The sequence below is a fragment of the Ensifer sp. GW821-FHT05G01 genome (assembly GCF_059419585.1).
Map to the genome: position 1 here is coordinate 16,578 of NZ_JBWKSC010000007.1, position 20,976 is coordinate 37,553.

At 62.8% G+C, this 20,976-nt stretch carries 18 protein-coding genes and 1 pseudogene; 8 read left to right on the forward strand and 11 right to left on the reverse strand.

Annotated features, from left to right (window positions below; translation table 11 throughout):
- Nucleotides 1-13: 13 nt before the first annotated feature.
- Nucleotides 14-952 (reverse strand): AraC family transcriptional regulator, encoded by a 939-nt coding sequence (locus tag AC07UR_RS17755; protein ID WP_209788611.1) that lies wholly within the window; start codon nt 950-952, stop codon nt 14-16.
- 110 nt (nt 953-1,062) lie between these two features.
- On the opposite strand from AC07UR_RS17755, the gene AC07UR_RS17760 reads away from it, so the two are divergent.
- Nucleotides 1,063-2,262: an MFS transporter gene (locus tag AC07UR_RS17760; protein ID WP_209788614.1), complete on the forward strand. Its 1,200-nt coding sequence runs from the start codon at nt 1,063-1,065 to the stop codon at nt 2,260-2,262.
- A 146-nt stretch (nt 2,263-2,408) separates the two neighbouring features.
- Here AC07UR_RS17760 and AC07UR_RS17765 read toward each other — a convergent pair whose 3' ends face one another.
- The gene (locus AC07UR_RS17765; protein WP_209788617.1) at nt 2,409-3,029 is read right to left on the reverse strand and encodes a cysteine hydrolase family protein; all 621 of its coding nucleotides are present in this window, start codon (nt 3,027-3,029) and stop codon (nt 2,409-2,411) included.
- Between the two features lie 126 nt (nt 3,030-3,155).
- Between AC07UR_RS17765 and AC07UR_RS17770 the strand changes: the two genes are divergently transcribed.
- Together AC07UR_RS17770 and AC07UR_RS17775 are read left to right on the forward strand one after the other, a co-directional pair.
- Nucleotides 3,156-4,127 (forward strand): GlxA family transcriptional regulator, encoded by a 972-nt coding sequence (locus AC07UR_RS17770; RefSeq protein ID WP_209788621.1) that lies wholly within the window; start codon nt 3,156-3,158, stop codon nt 4,125-4,127.
- Between the two features lie 156 nt (nt 4,128-4,283).
- Nucleotides 4,284-5,306, forward strand: coding sequence for an LLM class flavin-dependent oxidoreductase (locus AC07UR_RS17775; RefSeq protein ID WP_209788624.1), 1,023 nt, complete (start codon nt 4,284-4,286; stop codon nt 5,304-5,306).
- 12 nt (nt 5,307-5,318) lie between these two features.
- On the opposite strand, the pseudogene AC07UR_RS17780 reads toward AC07UR_RS17775, so the two are convergent.
- Nucleotides 5,319-5,687, reverse strand: a pseudogene (locus AC07UR_RS17780) (OsmC family protein); the annotation flags it as partial.
- 294 nt (nt 5,688-5,981) lie between these two features.
- On the opposite strand from AC07UR_RS17780, the gene AC07UR_RS17785 reads away from it, so the two are divergent.
- The 4 genes from AC07UR_RS17785 to AC07UR_RS17800 all read left to right on the forward strand — a co-directional run bounded on the left by AC07UR_RS17785 (nt 5,982) and on the right by AC07UR_RS17800 (nt 9,735).
- Nucleotides 5,982-7,343 (forward strand): dicarboxylate/amino acid:cation symporter, encoded by a 1,362-nt coding sequence (locus AC07UR_RS17785; RefSeq protein ID WP_412728343.1) that lies wholly within the window; start codon nt 5,982-5,984, stop codon nt 7,341-7,343.
- Nucleotides 7,344-7,672: 329 nt separating this feature from the next.
- Nucleotides 7,673-8,248 carry a hypothetical protein gene (locus AC07UR_RS17790; protein ID WP_209788631.1) on the forward strand — a complete coding sequence of 192 codons (576 nt, stop codon included), beginning with the start codon at nt 7,673-7,675 and terminating at the stop codon, nt 8,246-8,248.
- Nucleotides 8,249-8,458: 210 nt separating this feature from the next.
- Nucleotides 8,459-9,049 (forward strand): TetR/AcrR family transcriptional regulator, encoded by a 591-nt coding sequence (locus tag AC07UR_RS17795; protein WP_209788634.1) that lies wholly within the window; start codon nt 8,459-8,461, stop codon nt 9,047-9,049.
- Between the two features lie 239 nt (nt 9,050-9,288).
- Nucleotides 9,289-9,735, forward strand: a complete 447-nt coding sequence (locus AC07UR_RS17800; protein ID WP_209788638.1) for a GNAT family N-acetyltransferase — start codon at nt 9,289-9,291, stop codon at nt 9,733-9,735.
- A 259-nt stretch (nt 9,736-9,994) separates the two neighbouring features.
- On the opposite strand, the gene AC07UR_RS17805 is transcribed toward AC07UR_RS17800, so the two are convergent.
- From AC07UR_RS17805 to AC07UR_RS17815, 3 genes are all read right to left on the reverse strand, one after another.
- The gene (locus AC07UR_RS17805) at nt 9,995-10,213 is read right to left on the reverse strand and encodes a hypothetical protein (RefSeq protein WP_173421179.1); all 219 of its coding nucleotides are present in this window, start codon (nt 10,211-10,213) and stop codon (nt 9,995-9,997) included.
- Nucleotides 10,214-10,244: 31 nt separating this feature from the next.
- Nucleotides 10,245-12,194, reverse strand: a complete 1,950-nt coding sequence (locus AC07UR_RS17810) for a hypothetical protein (protein WP_173421180.1) — start codon at nt 12,192-12,194, stop codon at nt 10,245-10,247.
- Nucleotides 12,195-12,739: 545 nt separating this feature from the next.
- Nucleotides 12,740-13,075 carry a hypothetical protein gene (locus AC07UR_RS17815; RefSeq protein WP_234941653.1) on the reverse strand — a complete coding sequence of 112 codons (336 nt, stop codon included), beginning with the start codon at nt 13,073-13,075 and terminating at the stop codon, nt 12,740-12,742.
- Nucleotides 13,076-13,300: 225 nt separating this feature from the next.
- Between AC07UR_RS17815 and AC07UR_RS17820 the strand changes: the two genes are divergently transcribed.
- A complete protein-coding gene (locus AC07UR_RS17820) occupies nt 13,301-13,738 on the forward strand; it encodes a hypothetical protein (protein ID WP_173421181.1) in 438 nt (145 codons plus the stop codon).
- Nucleotides 13,739-13,882: 144 nt separating this feature from the next.
- On the opposite strand, the gene AC07UR_RS17825 is transcribed toward AC07UR_RS17820, so the two are convergent.
- The 5 genes from AC07UR_RS17825 to AC07UR_RS17845 form a co-directional block, all read right to left on the reverse strand.
- Complete coding sequence (locus AC07UR_RS17825; protein WP_209788644.1) at nt 13,883-15,097, reverse strand: CaiB/BaiF CoA transferase family protein; 1,215 nt, start codon at nt 15,095-15,097, stop codon at nt 13,883-13,885.
- Nucleotides 15,094-16,149 carry an ABC transporter ATP-binding protein gene (locus tag AC07UR_RS17830; RefSeq protein WP_209788648.1) on the reverse strand — a complete coding sequence of 352 codons (1,056 nt, stop codon included), beginning with the start codon at nt 16,147-16,149 and terminating at the stop codon, nt 15,094-15,096. The genes AC07UR_RS17825 and AC07UR_RS17830 overlap by 4 nt, the downstream gene beginning before the upstream one ends.
- Before the next feature lie 88 nt (nt 16,150-16,237).
- Nucleotides 16,238-18,346 carry an ADP-ribosylglycohydrolase family protein gene (locus tag AC07UR_RS17835; RefSeq protein ID WP_234941654.1) on the reverse strand — a complete coding sequence of 703 codons (2,109 nt, stop codon included), beginning with the start codon at nt 18,344-18,346 and terminating at the stop codon, nt 16,238-16,240.
- A gap of 17 nt (nt 18,347-18,363) precedes the next feature.
- Complete coding sequence (locus AC07UR_RS17840; protein ID WP_209788651.1) at nt 18,364-19,548, reverse strand: ADP-ribosylglycohydrolase family protein; 1,185 nt, start codon at nt 19,546-19,548, stop codon at nt 18,364-18,366.
- Nucleotides 19,535-20,959 (reverse strand): extracellular solute-binding protein, encoded by a 1,425-nt coding sequence (locus AC07UR_RS17845; protein ID WP_234941655.1) that lies wholly within the window; start codon nt 20,957-20,959, stop codon nt 19,535-19,537. The genes AC07UR_RS17840 and AC07UR_RS17845 overlap by 14 nt, the downstream gene beginning before the upstream one ends.
- Between the last annotated feature and the right edge of the window lie 17 nt (nt 20,960-20,976).

A 20,976-nucleotide genomic window follows, 5' to 3' on the forward strand; every position in this document is an offset into this window, starting at 1 on the left:
ATATCAGATCGTCTCAGGAAGCCAGTTTCTCCCTGACCGAGGTCTTGCTTCGATAGTGGCTTGGCGGTGCTCCGATGATCTTGCGGAAGGCGCGGCTGAACGAAGCCTCGGAATCATAGCCGAGGCGGCCGGCGACAAGGGCCACCCTCTGCCCTTCCTGCAGCCATTGATGCGCCTGGTGCATTCGCATGCGCGCGACATAGCGCGCCGGTGTCTCGCCCATGATGTCGACGAAACGCTGAGCGAAACCCGATCGCGACGCCCCCATCAGCTTTGCCAATTCGGGTACACTCCAATCCCGCGTTGGCTCAAGGTGGATGGCGGCAAGCACACGACCGAGTTCCGGATTGCGCACAGCCGCCAGCCAGCCGGTCGCCGTGCCGCAGCCATGCTCCACCCAGGTCCGAATAAGCGTTGCGGTCAGCACGTCGGCGAGCCGCGCCAGAATGCCGCCCGAACCGACGCGCTGCATCTCGGCTTCCCGCGTCATGGCGTCGAGAAGCGGCGGGATCGACGGTTCGCTCGACGCAAGATCGCTGGTGCGCATGACGGCCGGCATCAGTTGCAGGAGTGGATGCAGCCGATCGACATTGAACTGCATCACCGCGTAGAAGATGAGGTTCTTGCTGTCCGTCGACGGGCATTGCACGTCGATGATGCCGTCACACAGCTGCCTTTTCGGCAGGTCGGCGATCGAGACCGGCGGAATGCCCGGCTTGCTCGCCAGTACATGCGCATCGCCTCTGGGCAACAGAACCGCATCGCCTTGCGAGAGTTCGATCCATTCGCCATCCGGCGCACGAAGGTAGGCGGAGCCTGATGCGAGAAAGTGGAACCGCGCGGGCTGCTGCGCCGGATAGGCCGTCGCCCAGGGCGCGCAGGGTTGGCAACGCCCGTATTCAACACCGTCGAGCCGCAGCCCGCGCAAGATTTCGGTCAATGCATCGCTCATGAACCCACCGGCAAGTTTGGAGAAACGGCACAGTCTTTTGGATTTTCTAGCATAGAAACTCCTGAAGATCCCACCTATTTTCGCCATCAACAATCGCGGAGATCGAGAATATGGATGGCTTGGTGACAAAATCAGCGGCCCCGACGGACGACCGGAGCCGCGCGCGGTGGGGCGCCGTGGTGTCCCTTTCGCTTGGAGTGTTTGGCCTGGTGACGGCAGAGTTTCTACCAGCAAGCCTGCTGACGCCGATGTCGGCGGATCTCGGGGTCAGCGTCGGGGCGGCCGGGCAATCGGTGACGACGACGGCCGTCGTCGCGGCGGTCGCCGGTCCGGCGATCGTCGTCTACACGGGACGGTTCGACCGGCGAACGGTTCTTCTGGCTCTGACCGGCCTGCTCGTCGTCTCGAGCCTGATGGCGGGTTTTGCGCCGAACCTTCCCTTTCTGCTTGCGGCCCGAGTGCTGCTCGGCGTCGCGCTCGGCGGTTTCTGGGCCATGTCGCTGGCGCTCGCCATGCGGCTTGTTCCCGGCAGACTGATGCCGCGGGCCATGGCGATCGTGATGTCGGGCGTGTCGATCGCCACAGTGTGCGCGGCACCCGTCGGCGCCTGGATCGGCGCCACGCTCGGCTGGCGCTATGCGTTCCTGCTTGCAGCCGCAGTCGGGGTGATCACCTTTATCGTCCAGGCGCTGACTGTTCCATCGTTGCCGCCCATCGGGACCACCGGCCTCGACACGATCGCAAGGGTCCTGAAGCGCCCGGCGATCCGGCTGGGCCTTGCCACGATCCTGCTGGTTGTCACCGGTCACTTTGCCGGGTTCACCTATATCCGCCCCTATCTCGAACAGGTTCCGCGTTTTGACGTCGAGATGATCACCGCGATCCTGCTCGCCTTCGGTGTCGGCGGCTTCTTCGGCAATATCGCCGGAGGTTTTCTGGCGGAGCGCAACACCCGCCTGTCGATGATGCTGGCGGCGGCCGGTATCGCCGCCACGGCTCTGCTTCTCGCCGTCGCCGGCGTGCTGCCGGCCATTGCCGCTGCAGCCACGGCAGCCTGGGGGTTCGCCTTCGGCGTTCTGCCCGTCAGCGTCCAGTCCTTCATCAGCCGGGCTGCCGGCGACGAGGCGGAAGGTGCCGGCGCTGCGACACTGACAACATTCCAGATCGCCATCTCGACGGGAGCAATCCTCGGCGGCGTGATCGTCGAACTCCAGGGACCGGCGGGTGTGTTCCTCTTCGCCGCACTGGCTGCGCTGCTGGGCGCCTCGCTCGTGGCGGTCTCCCGCAAGGTGGCCCTCCAGCCGGGCTGAGCTGAAAGCCCAATCGGTTGGCGGCCGAGATCCCGATTTCTCCAGGGTCGGGGCGGCCGCCAACTGCGCATCGGTTAACGATCGCCGCCACCTACCTGATCAGTCGGCGGCGGCGTTTCTTGCAAGGCTGGCTGACCGTCAACGCCTCATTTGGCCGTCAGCGGCAGCTCAAGGAGGCGATCGGTCGTGACGATGTCGCCGAAGGTGTCGTCGATCGAGGCCAGAGCTGCGCGGTGCAGAGCGATATGGCTGACGGTATTGCCATCCGCCATATCGAGGTCGCGCGTGGCGCAGGCGTCGTCGGCGACGATCACGCTGTAACCGAGCGGCACGGCATCGCGGGCGGCCCCGGCGACGCAGGCATGGGTCATCAGACCTGCGATGATCAGCGTATCGATGCCGGCCTCCTTCAGCCGTTGGTCGAGATCGGTGGTAGGAAACACACTGACCGACGACTTGCTGATCACCGCATGGCTCGCGGATGGCTGGATCGCGTCGTGAAACCGGGACATCTCGCTGTCCTCGGCGAACACAAGGCTGCCCGCCGGTGTCACATGCTGCACGTGATAGACGCGCATGCCGTCCTGATCGGCCCGGGCGATAAGGCGCTTGGCATTCACGAGTGCCTTTTCGCCATCCGGGATCGGCATTCTGCCGCTGAAATACTCCTTCTGAAAATCGATCACCAGCAGGGCTGTCTTCTCAGGATCAAGACTTTGCGGCGCCGTGGCACCGGCGAGGGCGCGGATGGTTGGGTGCTGTATCATGGAAATGTCCTTTCGCGTCTTTGTTGGCCGCGGGAAAATCCCGCATAAGGCGGCCTCACGAAAGTGGCCGGAATGACAATATATGCTAGGTTCTGGCCAACTCTTCGAAACGGGATCACAGCACCGATGCACACCATCGCCGTCATCGCCTTTGAAGGCATCAGCGCCTTCCACCTTTCGGTGCCCTGCATCGTGTTTGGCGACGAGTTGTTGAAACTTGGAGTGCCACGCTACCGGCTGCTGATCTGCGGCGAAAACACCGGATCGATCCCCACCGGTTCCGGCTTTCGCATCGAGGTGACACATGATCTGAGCCACCTGGGCGCGGCCGATACCGTCATCGTGCCGGCCTGGCGGGATCCGGACGAGCGGCCACCCGAAGCCTTGCTGCAGAGCCTGAGGGCTGCTCATACGCGCGGCGCGCGGCTGGTGGGCCTGTGCCTCGGCACTTTCGTCTTGGCTGAAGCCGGCGTGCTCGACGGGCGACCGGCTTCCACCCATTGGGCCTGGGCCGGAGAGTTCCAACGAAGCTACCCGCAGGTCGCCCTCGATCAGGATGCGCTCTACGTCGATGATGGCGACATCCTCACATCGGCCGGAACGGCCGCCGCAATGGATTGCTGCCTCCATATCGTTCGCCGCGATCATGGAGCGGAAATTGCCAATCGCATTGCCCGGCGGCTGGTGGTGGCGCCGCATCGCCAAGGCGGCCAGACCCAATATATCGAAAAACCGATGCCGGCGGCCGTCAGCGAGGTGCAGCTCGGCGCGACGATCAACTGGGCCATCGAACATCTGAGCGAACCCTTGTCGCTCGGTAAACTGGCGGAGCGGGCCGGAATGAGCCTGCGCAGCTTCACCCGACATTTCCGCAAGGCGACCGGCACCACATTTACACAATGGCTGCTCAATCAACGCCTGGCGACCGCGCAACGCCTGCTCGAAACCGGCTCCTGTCCGATCGACCGGGTCGCCGAGATCGCGGGCTTCGGCTCCACCGTCTCGCTGCGCCAGCACTTTACCCGCGCCTTCTCGATCTCGCCGGCAAGCTACCGCCGGCAGTTCAGGAAGGGGCCTGCCACCCTTGCACCTCAATGAAACATCCTAAACTGCTCGCTGCATTTTCACGGATCGAACGCATGTCGTTTCCTGCGCGTTTCGGAAACACAGCGTTCGGCCCCCAACCTCTGTTGCTCGGGGCGGTCCCATGCCATCTAGGAAACGAGCAATGACACATTCCCAGGCGGCGCTATCGTGAAAAAAATCGGATTCCTTTCCTTCGGCCATTGGACCCCCTCCTCCCAGTCGCAGACCCGCTCGGCGGGTGACGCGCTGTTGCAGTCGATCGACCTTGCGGTCGCCGCCGAAGAGCTCGGCGCCGATGGCGCCTATTTCCGCGTGCATCATTTCGCTCGGCAGCTGGCCTCACCGTTCCCGCTGCTGGCCGCCGTCGGCGCCCGGACGAAGCGCATAGAGATCGGCACCGCCGTCATCGATATGCGTTACGAGAACCCGCTCTACATGGCCGAAGACGCCGGCGCCGCCGACCTCATCTCCGGTTCTCGCCTGCAGCTCGGTCTCAGCCGCGGATCGCCCGAGCAGGTGATCGATGGCTGGCGCTATTTCGGCTACGTGCCGCAGGACGGCGCATCGGATGCCGACATGGGCCGCAGCCACGCGGAAGTATTTCTGGAAGCGCTGAAAGGCAACGGTTTCGGCCAGCCGAACCCGCGACCGATGTTTCCGAACCCGCCCGGCCTGCTGCGGCTCGAGCCCCATTCGGAAGGACTGCGCGACCGCATCTGGTGGGGTTCCAGCTCGAACGCAACCGCCGTCTGGGCCGCCAAACTCGGCATGAACCTGCAGAGCTCGACGCTCAAGGACGACGAGACCGGCGAGCCGTTCCATGTGCAGCAGGCAGCCCAGATCCGCGCCTATCGGCAAGCATGGAAGGAAGCGGGCCACACCCGCACGCCTCGGGTCTCCGTGAGCCGCAGCATCTTTGCGATCGTCGACGATCGCGACCGCGCCTATTTCGGCCAGAGCGGCAAGGAACAGGACACGATCGGCTTCATCGACGAGAACACGCGGGCAATCTTCGGCCGCTCCTATGCGGCCGAACCGGATGTGCTGATCAAGCAGTTGGCCGGCGATGAAGCGGTGGCGGAAGCCGATACGCTGCTGCTGACCGTGCCCAACCAGCTCGGCGTCGATTACAATGCCCACGTCATCGAGGCGATCCTGAAGCACGTGGCGCCAGCGCTCGGCTGGCGTTGAGCGACGGGACGCCGCTTTCGCCTTGTTGGCGAGTTCGGTGAATGTTGCGAGATCCGCGCCCGGCACACTTCCCTTCAGGGACAGATGGATCGCGGTGATGGCAAAACCGTCGGCGACGGATTCGAGCGTGACCTTGGCGGTGGTCTCCATGCTCTCGGCCGCGAGCCCGACCTCTCCCAGGATCAGCGACAATGCCATGGTGAAACAACCGGCATGAGCCGCGCCGATGAGTTCCTCCGGGTTTGTGCCCGGCACGCCCTCGAAACGAGCTGCAAAGCCGTAGGGATAGTCTTTCAAGGCCCCGCTCTGCGTCGAAATTTGCCCCTTGCCGTCCTTGAGACCGCCGGCCCATTTTGCCTGTCCAGTGCGATTGATCTGCATGCTCATCTCCTCCGGGTGACATCTACGGCCTTGCAGATAGGGCGGTATCGGCGGATTGGTATGACGCTGCACGGATTGGCTCGCCGACGCTCGAAAACGCGGCCGGCGGGATGGAGGAGACGATCGTCCATCCCTCGGTGCACCGAAGCTCGCCCGCCTGCCGGGAAAATTTTTCCGCCTATCATGCGTCGCGCGCGAAACGGTTGCTTAAACTCCCTTACAACCTTGACTAATTTGCCCTCGTTGCGGACGCTGCCTCCCTCGCGCTCCGCTCCACCAATCAATCGAGTGTAAATCGTGTCCCAAGCTTCCATCAAATCCCCGCCGAAGCCGTTCTTCCTGTCGTTCGGCTTCCAGGTTCTCGCAGCCATGGTCATCGGTCTGCTGCTCGGCCTCATCGCCCGCAACATGGGCGTCGACGCGGCCGGCAACCCCAACTGGCTGACCGTGACATTGCAGACGATCGGCGCCATCTTCGTGCAGCTTCTGCGCGCCCTGGTCCCGCCGCTGGTCTTCACCGCGATCGTCGCTTCGATCGCCAATCTGGCGACGCTTCAGAATGCGGCAAAGCTGGTCTGGCAAACGCTTCTCTGGTTCGCGATCACCTCGCTCATCGCCGTTGTCATCGCAATTGCGCTCGGCCTCATCATCGAGCCCGGCATAGGCTCGACCGTATCGCAGGAAGCTGCCAAGGCACCCTCCTATTCCGGGTCCTGGCTCGATTTCCTCAAGGGCCTTGTCCCCGCCAACATTCTGGGCCTGGAGGCAAGCACCAAGCTGACGGAGGGTAGCGCCAGCACGTCGCTGAATTTCAACGTCCTGCAGATCCTCGTCGTCTCGATCGTCTTCGGCACGGCCGCGTTGAAAGCGGGCGACGCAGCCAAGCCCTTTCTCGCCTTCAACCAGTCGCTGCTCGTCATCGTCCGCAAGATCCTTTGGTGGGTCATTCGGCTGACGCCGCTCGGCACCATCGGCCTGCTCGGCCGCGCCGTGGCGCAATATGGCTGGGGAACGCTGGCGCAGCTCGGCTGGTACGCAGCGGCCGTCTATATCGGCCTCGCGATCGTGCTGTTCGTCGTCTATCCGGCGCTGCTGGTCGCACATGGCCTGAAGCCCTCGCGCTTCTTCGCCGGCGCCTGGCCGGCAATCCAGCTGGCCTTCGTGTCGCGCTCGTCGGTCGGCACCCTTCCCGTCACCGAAACCGTGACGGAAAAGAGCCTCGGCGTGCCGCGCGAATATGCCGCCTTTGCCGTGCCGCTCGGCGCAACGACCAAGATGGACGGTTGCGCTGCCATCTATCCGGCGATCTCGGCTATCTTCATCGCGCAGTTCTTCGGCGTGCCGCTCGGCATCCAGGAATATGTCCTGATCGTCTTCGTCTCGGTGCTCGGCTCGGCAGCGACCGCCGGCCTCACCGGCGCAACGGTCATGCTGACGCTGACACTGTCGACGCTTGGGCTTCCCCTTGAGGGTGTGGGCCTTCTGCTCGCCATCGACCCGATCCTCGACATGGGCCGCACCGCCGTCAATGTCGCCGGACAGGCACTGGTGCCGACGATCGTTGCCAAGCGCGAAGGCATTCTCGACGAGACCGTATACAATGCCGGGAAGTCGATTGAAGATCCGGAGCCGGACGCAGTTCTTCAGGCCGCCTGATTTTTTCAGGCTGCAAAATTGGTACAACGGACGACGAAGGCCGGCATTCTTGCCGGCCTTTTTGCGCCCAACGGCGGGCAACCCTGCGCATGCCGAGCGACCCCCTTGATCGGCAGCTGAGGCCGGCGTCCCGGCGGTCCTGCGTTCGCAACGCGCCTTCCGAAGTCACGGGGCGACCCGGCGCGAACCGTGAGCGCGCGTCCTCCCGCATCGCTCCCCACGCCGTACCTCTTTCGGAGAGAGGCTCTTCGCCGTCACGCTGACAGACATTGACGGAAGACATGCAGCATGAGACAAACCGACCGTTCGGTTTGTGATGGAGATACCTGTTGAAGCCCATTGCCGTGCATCGCCACCTCCACGATGTCTTCGGGTTGCAGCAAACCCTGCCGGAACTGGCCGCGACAATCTCGTTCGGCATCGCTCTGCCTGTCGCCCTCGCCACCAGATTTCCGGATTTTCTGGCGTCGGTGCCGCTGTGGAGAAGCGCGTTGGCGCTGATCCTCGTGCTCGATATCGCTGCCGGTTGCGTCGCGAACTTCACGCGATCCACGAACGACTTTTACGCCGCTCGGCCGCGCAACCGGTGGATCTTCATCGCAATCCATGTCCACGTGATCATCGTCGCCCTTCTGCTGGGCACCGACTTCGCGGCCTCGTTGGTCGTGTGGGGCTACACGATCGCCGGTGCCGTTGTCGTCAACGTGTTGAAATCAAACCCGCTACAGACGTTTGCCGGTGGGTCTCTGCTGGCCGCGGGCCTGAGCTGGCTTGCGCTATACCCCGGCGTGTCCCCCTTCATGTCGATCGCTTTCGCCCTGTTCATGCTGAAGGTGCTCTTCAGCTTTGCAGTGGATCACTATTCCTGTTCCCAAGCGGCCTGCGCGCCAGAAGGACGGACCTGATCGATGGCGTCTTCATTCGAGATCTCGACAAGCTGGCATCAGGGCGCGGTCGAGCGATCCGGATACCAACCGCGTTCGCCCGGCACGGCGCTCGACAAAGGCTAGGGGGCAATGTCGTTGCGGATCTGCAGGGCGGTTTCAACAGGTTGGCCCCGGTCGATATCGGCGGACTTACGCCGAGGCCAAGTTCCGACCCATTGAGGAGACATCGTGAAAGACACCAAGACCTCCATCATCGAGTGCGCATTCCGGCTGTTTCTGGAACGTGGATACGAGAATACCAGCATGTCGGATCTGGTCGAAGCATCCGACCTGTCGAAGGGTGCCGTCTATCACCACTTCAAGGACAAGGACGCGCTGCACGACGCCGCGATCGAGTATTTCTTTGTTCGCTTTTTTGAACCGGCAGAGACTGCGGCCCAGCCCGGAGGCGAGGCCAACCTTGAGCATGTGATCAATGAGCTGTGCGCCGGCTACGAGCGCCTCATTGCGGAAATCGCCACCGTCACACCCGATGTAAACGCCTATTATCGCTTCATCTTCTCGATCTTGCCAAAGGTGAAGTCCGTGATAACGCAGCAGATCGCAACGGCCCGCGCTGAGATTGCCGCCGCCGTGCGGCAAGATCAGGAGGCGGGGCGACTGCGCTCTTGCCTGTTGCCGGAGGTCGTTGCCGACCAGTGCCTGGCATTGATCGAGGGCGGCGGACTTCTCTGCCTGCTCGAAGGAAAAGAGACCGTTAGCGCGGTCTTTCAGCGAACGATCCCGAGCTATCTTCGGTCGCTGAAAGATATCGCATGACGTGACGAGACACCCGGATCGGAAGAGCGGATGCCTTGGCGCCGTACTCGAAACCGGCCATCGCCGACACCACTCAATTTTCAATTTGTACGTTTTAAATGAAACCAACAATACCGTAGAGTTGTTAATCTCCGAGGATTCGAATACTCAACAATCGGCGCTTCTGTGGCAGCAGCGCATTACAATCTTCTCCTCGGATCAATGCCGATTTGAGGAAATACAGGCAAAGCGGAGCTTGGATGCCGGTCATCTTTCAGCGCATTAATGAGGGCCAGGCGTCACAGGCAGCGACGATTATCGTGCAGGCTTATGTGGAGCCGCCTTGGAATGAAGAGTGGTCGCTGGAGGGGGCGACGGCACGCATGGGCGAATTGTCGACCACACCGGGCTGGATAGGGGTCGGCGCCCTTGAGGCCGGACAATTGCTCGGGTTTGCCATCGGCCTCCCGCACACATCCGCTTCCGGCAGGGGCCTATACATACCCGAGATCGCCGTCCTTCCATCTCATCAAGGCAGGGGCATTGGAAAACGGCTGCTTAAACTGCTTGAAGCAGAAGCTCACAACGCCGGTTTTTCAAGTGCTTGGCTCCTGTCGCAAAGCCAGGGAGCCGCTGCGGAATACTACAAGGCCAGCGACTACAAACAGGTTGCGAAGCTGAGGGTCTACTCGAAGTCCTTTGGATAGCGCGAAAGGCTTGCGCGGGCCGCGCCAGCACCGATGGCCGCCTGACAACGACGGGTCGCGCAACAATGGTCCTGCGCCATGCGTTACGCGCAGCGCAGGAACACCTCAAACCCGGTCGAAAGGTTCCCCGCCACCCCGATCCCATTCGAGGATCAGGCAACAGCCCCTGAGAGGCGACGACGCCACAAAACCGAGGAAGCCGTCGCCACCGTTCGCATTGCGTCGGCAGCGAGCGAGCCCTGCTTCCACACGCCAGCGCTTACCCCTCGTAGTGGCCCGACGACGCCGCGGCAGCCGATTTGACCACCAGCGCCACATCCGCACCCTTGATCACGCTCACCCCCGTTGCACGCAGATCTGCGACGGTCTTCAGTCCGCCTGACTTCGGCGTTTCGAGAGGCTCGACACTGCGAGCGTCCAGATCGACCACCCAAAGCCCCTTTTCACCCTCGATACCGATCACAACAACTTTAGTCATTCACTTCCCCTCTCACGATGGATTGCTCCGGTTAAAATCCCGCCCTCTTCAAGCCGTCTCGATAGAGGTCCCTGTGCCATTGTTCCTTGCTCGGAACAGCCGCGAGCCACGTTTCCAGATCGAAGTTGGGGTTGGCTTCGCGCACGCGGCGAACAAAGACACGCGCCTTGTCCTTCTGGTCCAACATCGCCCAGTTCGCAGCCGAGAGCCTGTCGGCCAGGCTCGGATCGGCCATACGGCCGATATAGTCCAGCGAGGTCTCGAATTGGCTCAGCGCGTAGTTTGCGCCCGCGGCGGTCCAGAGATAGGAGTCCGGGCTCAAGGGATTGAGCTCGATCGCCCGTTCGATCTTCTGCAACGCCTTGCCGGGAAGAGAACAATGGACCAGCGTATCCGCATGATCGGCAATGATATCGGCGTAGTGCGGCCCCAGCGTCTCGGCCAGTTCCATCGCCTCGGCGCTTTCATCGAATGCGCCCTGCAAAAGCTTGGCAACGCCAAGCTCTCGGTAGCCATCGGCCATGTTCCGGCGCGCATCGATTGCGCGCACCGCAAACCCCTCGGCGGATTTCAGCAGCTCGATATCGCCCCGTGCGGTCAGCAGCCATTCCTTGGAATAGGTTCTGGCGATCGAACTCAGCGCCGGAGCAAAATCGGTGCTCGCGTGCAGCGCCGTCTTCATTTCCTTGCGCGCACGCCGAAGGTCGGGCAGCGTGAGCCGGTTCAAATGCCGTCTTCCCACGAGATAACTGTGGTACGCCGCCGGGTTCAGTTCCCTGTAAAGCCGTGTCGCCTCGTGCCGTTCGATCTCGCTTGAAACCGAAAGCGCGATGTTTCGTGCGATCACGCGGCGGGCAGCGACGAGGTCAGGTTGGCTCAGGCTGAACCGTTCCGCCCACACGACCTCGTTGTCGGGGAAAAAGACAAGCTGAACGAACAACGTTCCTTCGCTTGTCTGATTACTGATCCGGCTGTCGAGGATGTAATTGAGAGCATGGCGTTGAAAGAAATCTGCCTGGTCTTCGAGCTGATGTCCGATCTGGACGGCGGAATGGTGGGCGATGACCTGAAGACTGTTGAACGCGCAAAACCCGATCGTGATGTCCTCGATCAAGGCGTTCGCGATGAAGCGGCTGTCCGGGCGCCCGATATGATCGCTTGGAGGCAACAGCACCAAACGAGGTACCGCGTGCCGGCGCATGTCGTCAGGTTCAACATGAGGGCGTTGCTCTGATATGCTGACGAGCGAGGGATGGGCCTGTGCGCTCGCAGCTGTTTGCCTGGCATCCCGGTTCGCCGTGGCGTTGACCAGATCAGCACCGCGCGCCAGCGCGTTGCTCCGCTTCTCGAGAATTTTGCGGAGCTGGTCGACCTCTTCTTCGGCGTTGAAGACTTCGACAAGCAGCTGCAGAGTGTCCGGATCGGCGCGCTCCGCTCCGATGAGCAGTATCCCGGCATCCTTGAGAATTTCTGCGTCTTCGTCCGAGCGCGCCACACGCGACACCCTCTTCAGCAGCGCTTTGAGAAGGGTATTCTGACGGTCTTTCTGCTCGGCAAACCATCCGTAGAAGTCACGGCTCTGGCAGCCGACAGGCCCCAGGAACGAGCGATGCATCAGCGTCGCGAGATTGCGCAACTGACGCAAGGGGTCCGCCTCATCCTCATCGGCAACCCAGACCATGTCCGACGACACCGCCAGCCGTTCGACGTGGATCATATTGCTGGAAAAAGAGAGGAGCTGTGCACCGAGTTCGTCTTGGCGGAGCTTTATCCTGGATATCATCTTGCGCATGTTGACGAGGGACACGGCGTTGTCCTCGTCTCCCCACAGGAATGCGGCCATGGCGGCGCGATGCTCGGCCCCTTCCCTAATCGTCAGCAGATAGGCCAGAAGCAACAAACCTTTTTCGGGGTAGGCAACTTGCCGCCCCTCTGAGTCGACGAGCTTCAAGCCACCAAAGGTTTGCAGAAAGAAGGTCATTTGTACCTTAGGGCCGTTCCGCCAATATTGATCAGCACCCCTGCGCCAAAAGAAGACCCAACGGCAGTGTGTAAGCCTCTCGGCCTGTAATCTAGGGAGCGTGTGGACAAACGATTGCGAGACGGAGTTTGTCGTAATAGCGCGCAGAATTCAACTGGGAACTCACGCGAGGCAAAGCAGAGGTTGTCATAGCGCCCCACACCGCTCGATCGTCTGACGACAGCTATTCTATGCTTCATTTCAGGTTCTGACCAAACTTGCAGCGCGATGACCGAAAACGACCTTCTGCCGCGGGCCGAATGACCGCAGCGCCCCTATACTTCGCCTTTGTTTTCGCGGGTCGCGGGCAGCCGCCAATCGTCTCGCCCTTCTTTCGACCGCGACCAAAAGCGCCGCGATCACTGCGAGGAAACACCAAGCCAGCACTGATCCCCGGAGTGCGGTTGGCGTTGATCTGCACCTGCATATCGTCCATGCGGCCGGGGTGCGCTTCGTTGGGACAGTGACGGTCGTGTGAGCCGGATCGGCTGCCCGGATCGCCGCAGTTATGCGGTGGAGGACCCGGCCGGATTGCCGGCTGGCGGCAACGCAGTTTCCGGCTCTTCTGACGCATGACCTTTCTCCAGCTCGACAACCTCCAGGCGACCCCAGGCTGCGGCCCGATCCATCAGCAAACGCATCTCGGCGTTGAGGGCATGCGATCGCCGGATCTGATCGGCGTGGGCGACATTGGTCCGCGGATCGTAGAAACCGCCGATGTCTTCACCTGTGGCACTCCTGGCCTGTTCGAGTGCCGCCCGCAGCGCGGACAGCTCGGCCTTTGCCACGAAATATCGTCTCATCGCGTTGATGAGTTCGCGGTCGCGCGCCTTCGTCTTCATGGATGCCTCCCTTGCAACAGGCAGTCGGCGTGATCCCACAAGATGGCGAAATCTGGGTCCTCCCCAAAGGTCAGGCATGTTGCCTGTGGACGCAACGTCGCCGCATCATCTCGAAGGCGGATCAGGGGGGCGTCATCGTGATTGGACTTCAGGCCCGACAAGAGTCACGCTCACTCTAGGGAAAAGGGTTGGCGCAGCGCATCTATCGTCCAAATGGAGGCGACAATGAAGCACCATACACGCGAGCAATTGCAGGTCTTCGCGCAGATCGAACCGGACGTCCGTCCGCTGAACATGTCCCACAGCGAGCGCCTGGAACGCTGGGCGGAGCTTCTCGAGCAGAGCCCGACCCGCCATCTGGCGACGCTCTATGAAACCGAGCACCAGTCGGCCGCCGTGCGCGATACCTTGCGCAGCGACGGTTCGCCAATTTCCGTGGCGTTCAACGACCCGATGCTGCGAGCCGCCGGCCTGGAAGACGATACCTACGGCGAGGCGCTCCGGTTCTTCGGGCTACGCGACTGGCAGCTTCACGGCGTGATCTGCTACTGCCACTTCGGTGCAACGGTGCATGCCGCGACGGCAGCCGGGCTCGTACGGTCGATTCTGAACGGCGAACGCAGCGGCCTGCTGGCCCGCATGCGCGCCTTGTTCTTCGGCTGACACTGGCCGGAATGCGTGACGCTGTGCATGTCGACATGGGCTGGTGGCAGCCTGCCGGGGCCGGCGAGGCCGCCGGGCGTAAAGTGCGGCCTTGCCACCCGGCTTCCTTCACGTCTTCGTCACGCGGTTTCGGTGTCGCGAGGCTTAACGGCCGGCATCCGTGATGGCAGCGACCGTCGCAGCGGAGAGCCCGACCTCCGCCAGCACCTCGGCCGTGTGCTCCCCGAGACCCGGCGCCGGCCGCCGGAAGCGGCCCGGCGTTTCGGACAGGCGCGGCACGATGTTGTGCATGGGCAGCGGCCCGTGCTCGGCATCGTCGAGCGAGACGATCACCTCGCGCTCGGAAAAATGCGCGTCCTCGGTCGCGTCGGCAATGTTGTAGATCGGCCCGACCGTTGCCCCACTGTCGCGCATGATGGCGAGCGCCTCGTCGTGGGAACGAACCGCAAACCAGGCGCCGATCGCCTCATCGACCAGATCGCGGTGCTTGAGGCGCTCGCTGTTGGAGCGGAAGCGCGGGTCGTCGTTCATGTCGGGGCGGCCGATGATCTCGAAGATCCGCCGGGCAACGGCGGGCGTCGAGCCCGAGAGCGCGACGTACTTGCCGTCGGCGCATTGATAGACGTTGCGCGGGCAGGCGGTGTTCGAGGCGCTGCCGATGCGCTCCTTGACCGTGCCGTTGAGCGCATAGATTGCGGCCTCTGGGCCGAGAACCGAGAAGATCGGCTCCAGCAGCGACAGGTCGATGACCTGTCCGCGCGCCCTGCCCTTTTCGCGGGCAAACAGCGCCGTCATCGTCGCCGACATGCCGTATACGCCGGCGATCATGTCGGCGAGCGCCAAGGGCGGCAGCACCGGCTCCCGGTCGGGAAAGCCGGTGCGGTAGGCATAGCCGCTCATGCCTTCGACGATAGTGCCGAAGCCGGGAAATGCCGCATAGGGACCGGTCTGGCCGAAGCCGGACACACGCACGACGACGAGATCGGGATTGCGCACCAGAAGCTTGTCCGGGCCGAAGCCCATCTGTTCCAGTGTTCCCGGGCGGAAATTTTCGATGAAAACGTCGGCGCTCGCGACCAGTGCCCAGAGTGCCTCGCGATCGGCCGTTTCCCTGAGGTTGAGGACCACCGAGCGCTTGTTGCGCCCATAGGTCTTCCAGAACAACGACAGGCCTTCGTCCTTCCACTCGCGCAGCGGGTCGCCCGCCGGCGGCTCGATCTTGATCACGTCGGCGCCGAAATCGGCAAGCTGCAGCGACAGCATGTTGCCGGCGACCAGACGCGAAAGGTCGAGCACCTTGATCCCCTGAAGCGGCCCTTCGGCATCAGGATCCCAGTGCTTTCTGACGAAATCGTTCATTGGAGGCGCCCGCCCGTCTTGTCGTCGAACAAAAGCACATTGGCCGTGTCAAAGCCGATTGTCACCTTTGCGCCCGACTGCAGAAGGGCGCTTTCGCCAAGAACCATGGTGATGTCGGTGGTCTCGACCCGAAGCATCACCTCCTGCGCGTCCCCGGTCGGTTCGACCAGCACGACCTCGGCGGCGATGCCACTGTCGGCAAGGTGGATGTGCTGCGGGCGGATGCCGTAAACGATCTTGCGCCCCGAAGCGAGCCCGTGACCTTCAGGCAGCGGCAGCCGGGCGCCATCGGCAAGCCGCAGCATCTGGCCATCGACCTCGCCGCGCAAGAGGTTGATCTCAGGCGAGCCGATGAAGCTGGCGACGAACAGGTTCTGCGGGTTCTTGTAGAGCTCCAGCGGCGGCCCCATCTGCTCGATCTTGCCGCCGTTCAGCACCACGATCTTGTCGGCCATGGTCATGGCTTCCGTCTGGTCGTGGGTGACGTAGATCGTTGTCTTGCCCAGGCGCTGATGCAGCTTCTTGATCTCGCCGCGCATCTTCACCCGAAGCTTTGCGTCGAGGTTGGAGAGCGGCTCGTCGAAGAGGAAGGCGCGCGGGTCACGCACGATGGCGCGCCCCATCGCCACACGCTGCCGCTGGCCGCCCGACAGTTCGCGCGGGAGCCGCTCGAGCAGATGCCCGAGCCCGAGGATGTCGGCTGCTTCATCGACGCGACGCTTGATCTCGCTCTTCGACACGCCGGCGAGCTTCAGCGCAAAGCTCATATTGTCGGCGACCTTCATGTGCGGATAGAGCGCGTAGCTCTGGAACACCATGGCAAGGTCGCGTTCCTTGGCCGGCATGTCGTTGACAATGCGGCCGCCGATGGTGATCTCTCCGGCGCTGATGTCCTCTAGCCCTGCGATCATGCGCAAGAGCGTCGACTTCCCGCAGCCGGACGGGCCGACCAGGACGACGAATTCGCCGCTGCCCATGTCGAGCGAAATATCATCGAGCACCGACATACTGCCGTAGCTCTTTCCCACATTCCTGAGTTCGATCTCGGACATGGTCTCTCCTCCCATTTGATGCGCCGGTGCGGCTCTTGGCGCCGCCCGCCGGCCCGTTTCACAGGCCGGCGGGCGGGAACTAGACCGCTCAGGCAGTCTCGACGATCTCGATGGTTCCGACGCTCATGCGACCGAGCGCACCCAGGCGAAGACCGGCCATGCCATAGACGAACTGGTCATCGCTCGCCTCGATCAGCGGCTTGCCGTCGATAGCGAAGGACAACGCCCCACCCTTGACGGTGAACGCGAAGCCGTAGCTCTTGCCAAGTTCGCGCTTGAACGGTGCGCGCGCGAGAACGGTGGTGCCGAAATCCTCCTTGAGGATGACCACCTCGTCGCCGTCGAAGCCTGCGGCATAGAACCGGCTCGTGCCCTGAACACGCGCCGTCACCAGCTGCGACGGCCCGGCGAGCGGCTTGACATCCGCCAGCACCTCGACGTCGCGGGCGTAGTAATGGCCCGTCCACAGATCGGCATCATTGGCCGTATGCGCATGGATGCGACCATCCTGCAGGGTCCAGTGACCACGGTTCCAGGTGAAGCGCGAAATCGAACCCCATTCCTGCACTTCGCCCCTGGGATCGATGACGGTGTGGCCAGCGCCCTCGACCTTGAAATCGGCGAGGAACAGGCGGCCGAGGAATTTCAACCGACCGAAATACTCGACCTGGATGCCGATCTCGTCGATCGCTTCGGCACCTTCAGGCACGGTGAACGCATAGTCCTGCCAACCCTCGTGGTTGGGCACGTGCCACGCGCCGGTCTCCTCGATCGCGCCGGATATGGCCCGGCGGATATAGGGGGCGACGCGCAGGTTGCCGTCGCCATTCCAGGGGTCGAGCCACAGCTTGAACGACACCGTCTGGCCGGCATCGACGAGCGGCGAGAACATCGGGCGGTAGCGCTCATCGTCGAAATCGGAACGGCGATAGAACGGCTTCCAGAAGATGCGTCCGCCCTGGCCGCGCTCGAGGCGGTCGAGCTGGATTTCGAGCGAACCGCGCGAACCTTCGGCCTGTTTCTCGGTCGAGCCCTTGAGGCTGATCTGGTTGAAGCCCTCGGTGCGGAAACCGTGGGTCGAACCGGGCAGGTCGAAATCGAAGCGCACTCCGCGACGGGTGAAGTCTTCGAGCCAGAGAGCCGGCACGTCATCACCGCGCAGTTGCAGCGCCAGCACCGTCAGTTCCCGGGCGAAGGACGGGATGTCGACGATATTGATCGAGCCGACCACGCCGGAGGCAACGATGAAGTCGTTGATCGGCTTTCTGTACTTGTCCCAACCCGGCTGAAGCCCTTGGAACGTGCCGACGATCGCTCCGGCATTGCCGGCGTTGCAGTCGGTGTCCCAGCCGGCCATGGTGGCGATCTCGGCAGTGCGCGGCAGGTCGCCTTCGCCATAGAGGATCGCCATGACGGTCACGCCGGCATTGGGGATGATGTGGCAGACTCCGGGATAACGGTCATAGCCCCAATCGGCAGTCAGCATGTCGCGGCAGGCGCGCCAGTTGCCGGGATTGGCCTTGTGGAAGTCGATCACCGCCTGCGCCACGCGGGCATAGGTGGATTTCGCGTCGATGGTCGCCATGGCGGCGGCGATCACCTCGGCGATCGAGGTCGCCTCGAAAGCCCCAGCGATGGCGGCGGCGCAGAAGCGCGCGCCGTTCAGGCCGTCGCCGTCATGGGCAACGCTCGCAGCGCGAGCCGAAGCGTCGGCTGCCTTCTGCGGCTCGCCCGGATGCACCCAGCCCCAGCTGTCGATGAAGATCTGCCCGCCGATCTGCTCGGCAACGGTCGCGCCGTTCTGGGCGATCGATCCGGATTGCGGCGCAGGAATGCCGGCACGCAGGTTGCGGTAGGCGGTGTGCTCGGTCGAAACCCCAAAGCCGCCCCACCAGTACATGCCGTGCTCTTCGGCAGCATAGTTCACCCAGGTCTTGCCGACATCGGCAGCACTCGCCTTCAGACCGTAGTCGCGCAGAGCGCGAATGAAGTAGACCGGGCCGTTGGTGTCGTCGTCGGCGGCGAAATTCTTGAAGTCCCGCAGATACTGGGTGACTTCGCCATAGGTCTTCTGGACGCGCTCATAGCTCCAGATCGTCGGTTCGACCGGTGCGCCCAGGCGAACGCCAATGGCCTTGCCGATAAAACCGGCATAGATCTTCTCGTAAATCGTCTCTTTGCTGAGCTTGGGCATCATGCGTCTTTCGTTATCGATCAGAATGTGAGGGCGGCGCGGAAGCTGGCCCGCCGGTCGGCGGCCGCCTGGTCGGCGGCAAGCATGGTCGTTGCCACTTCGGTGAAGCGATCGGCCGAAGCGGTGAGGTCGAGCCGGTTCGCCCGGTCGAGGAGGGCATGGTCGGCGTCGTCGATGACACCTTCGCCGTGCATCGCGCCGAGGATCGCACCAGCCATGACGCCGATGGAGTCAGTATCGCGACCGGAATTGATGCCGTCCTCGATCGAGCGGCGGAAATCTCCGTCGTTGAGCAGGCAGAACCCGAGCGCCAGCGGCAGCTCTTCGATCGAGCCGAGGCGGCTCGGCTGATAGGCAGCCGTCAGACGACCTGCCTTGGCGGGTGTGTGGTTGACGTCGTCGCCCATGGGAGAATAGGGCGCGATCGCCGCATGGAAGGCGGCAACGACCGTCTGATGATCAGCACCTTGCACCTTGAGCTTGCGGGCAACGTCTGCGATGTCGGCAATGGCGTTGCGCGTCCCGTCCTTGGCCAATGCCAGAACGGCTTCGATCACGCCTTCGATATCCGTTCCCGGAACGAACGCAGCGGCAACCGCGGCGGCAAACGCGCCGGCGGCCTCGAGGCCGAAGCTTTCCTGGTGGCCGGAGGCAAACGCGATCGCCTCGTCATAGGCGGCCCTCGGATCGCAGGCGTTGACGACGCCGATTGGCGCGACATACATCGCGGCACCACAATTGACCATGTTGCCGATGCCGCCCTGGCGCGGATCGCACGATGTCAGCTGGTGGCGCTGGAAGATCCATTTCTCCGGATAGAAAAGGCGCTCGATCAGCATCGCTTCGCGCTGCAGTTCCGGCACGTAGCGCGGCACCCAGGCGATCTGCCTGACCATACCGTCGGCCATGTCCCAGGCATCGAGATGCCGGCCGACGTCACCATAGATATCCATGAGGCAGAGCGTCATCAGCGTGTCGTCGGTGACGATGCCGTTGCCGCGCACCCGGCCGTTGCGGGCCGTAGCGTCAAGCGACATCTTGTGCCACTCGGTGTCCAGCGAGCTGACCCGGCCATATCGCTTAGCGATTTCGGCGGCCGGCAGTTTTTCGACCGGCGCCCCCATGGCGTCGCCAAGCGCGACGCCATGGATGAGCGCGCGGACTCTCCCCTTGAGAGAGAGCCCTTGAACGCTACTTTTGTGCATCGAGAACAGTCCTTGCATACTCGTTGAGACGTTTGCCACCGGCCGCTTCCCACTCCGCGACGTACTGATCCCACTGATCCATCTTGGCGGCGCCGGAGATGAACTTGTAGACCCAGGAGCGGTAGACGTTTTCGGTGGCATCGAGATCGGCGGCATAGTCGGCCGGCCAGACGAAGGTGTTGTCCGGCTTGAAGTCCTTCTGGATCGTCGCCAGCGATTGCTGGGCCGCTTCCGACTGCCAGACAACAGGCGGGGTCCAGTTGGCCGCCACCATGAAGCGGGCATACCAGGTGGCGATCTTGTCGGTGACCTTATAGGCGTCACCGTCCTTGGTGTATTCCTGGCCTTCGAAGCCGAGGCGGTCGAACATCTGGCCTTCCGGGCTTGCCATGAAGTCCAAGAGCTTCATCACTTCGGCCTTGTGTTCCGACACCGACGAGATCGCAAAGCCGCGCGATTCCTTGGAGACGTCGACGGCGGCGAGACCCTGGCCGCCCGGTCCCTTCGGCGGCGACAGCAGCACGAGCTCGGTGCCCGGATGAACCTGGCGCATCTTGCCGCCATAGATGTCGATAACCTCGCCGGAGGAGCCGAAGATCACGCCGGCGCGGCCGGTGTAGAACTTGTCTTCCTTCACGTCGAACTTGGTGGTGATGTATTCGGGATCGTAGAGGCCCTGCTCGCGCAGCGAGGCGTAGAAGGCGATCTTGTCCTTCTCCTGCGTGGTGGTGCGCGCATGCACCCACTCGCCGCCTGCGTTCTTCATCCAGGTGCCGGTGATGCCGAAGGCCTGGTTGAAGATCGAATCGAGCTCGTTGGTGTTGTCGGCCGTGGTCACGCCATAGCTGTCGGCGACACCGTTGCCGTCGAGATCGCCGTCCTTGATCGCCTTGAACAGGGTGACATAGTCTTCGACGGTTTCAGGCGCCTTGAGGCCGGTCTTTTCCAGCCAGTCCTTGCGGATCACCGGCTGGGGGCCGCGCACCGGATAGACGTAGAGCAGGTAGGGGTAGTTCTTCAGGCGCTCAACATTGTGCGGCCACAGCGCGTCCTTCAGGTACTTGGTGTCGGCCAGCATCGGGCCGAGATCCTCGAGCACCCCCTGCTCGACCATCTTGGCGTCGCCGCCCTGGAAATAGATCAGGTCCGGGATGTCTCCCGAGAGCAGCATGACAGACAGCTTGTCGGCATAGCCGGAAGATGGCAGGTCGACGAGTTCGATGTCCAGATCGGTGCCCTGCACCCGAAGTGCGTCCTCAATGCGCTGCAGGTGCTTGACGTCGTCGGGGTTGGACGGGGTGAAGTCCTTGGACACCACCCGGATCTTGACCGGCTCGGCCAATGTCGGGGCGGCAGCACCGAGGCTGAGTGCTAGCGCAGTCGATGCCAGCAGGACCATTTTTCTAAGCATTTCGTCTCCTCCGTTTA

Bases quoted from the DNA above. Each gene is read 5' to 3' on its own strand.
- AC07UR_RS17835 (WP_234941654.1), bottom strand. From the start codon at position 18,346: ATGATGCCCAAGCTCAGCAAAGAGACGATTTACGAGAAGATCTATGCC.
- AC07UR_RS17815 (WP_234941653.1), bottom strand. From the start codon at position 13,075: ATGAAGACGAAGGCGCGCGACCGCGAACTCATCAACGCGATGAGACGA.
- AC07UR_RS17840 (WP_209788651.1), bottom strand. From the start codon at position 19,548: ATGCACAAAAGTAGCGTTCAAGGGCTCTCTCTCAAGGGGAGAGTCCGC.
- AC07UR_RS17800 (WP_209788638.1), top strand. From the start codon at position 9,289: ATGCCGGTCATCTTTCAGCGCATTAATGAGGGCCAGGCGTCACAGGCA.
- AC07UR_RS17770 (WP_209788621.1), top strand. From the start codon at position 3,156: ATGCACACCATCGCCGTCATCGCCTTTGAAGGCATCAGCGCCTTCCAC.
- AC07UR_RS17845 (WP_234941655.1), bottom strand. From the start codon at position 20,959: ATGCTTAGAAAAATGGTCCTGCTGGCATCGACTGCGCTAGCACTCAGC.
- AC07UR_RS17760 (WP_209788614.1), top strand. From the start codon at position 1,063: ATGGATGGCTTGGTGACAAAATCAGCGGCCCCGACGGACGACCGGAGC.
- AC07UR_RS17755 (WP_209788611.1), bottom strand. From the start codon at position 952: ATGAGCGATGCATTGACCGAAATCTTGCGCGGGCTGCGGCTCGACGGT.
- AC07UR_RS17810 (WP_173421180.1), bottom strand. From the start codon at position 12,194: ATGACCTTCTTTCTGCAAACCTTTGGTGGCTTGAAGCTCGTCGACTCA.
- AC07UR_RS17805 (WP_173421179.1), bottom strand. From the start codon at position 10,213: ATGACTAAAGTTGTTGTGATCGGTATCGAGGGTGAAAAGGGGCTTTGG.
- AC07UR_RS17830 (WP_209788648.1), bottom strand. From the start codon at position 16,149: ATGTCCGAGATCGAACTCAGGAATGTGGGAAAGAGCTACGGCAGTATG.
- AC07UR_RS17765 (WP_209788617.1), bottom strand. From the start codon at position 3,029: ATGATACAGCACCCAACCATCCGCGCCCTCGCCGGTGCCACGGCGCCG.
- AC07UR_RS17820 (WP_173421181.1), top strand. From the start codon at position 13,301: ATGAAGCACCATACACGCGAGCAATTGCAGGTCTTCGCGCAGATCGAA.
- AC07UR_RS17825 (WP_209788644.1), bottom strand. From the start codon at position 15,097: ATGAACGATTTCGTCAGAAAGCACTGGGATCCTGATGCCGAAGGGCCG.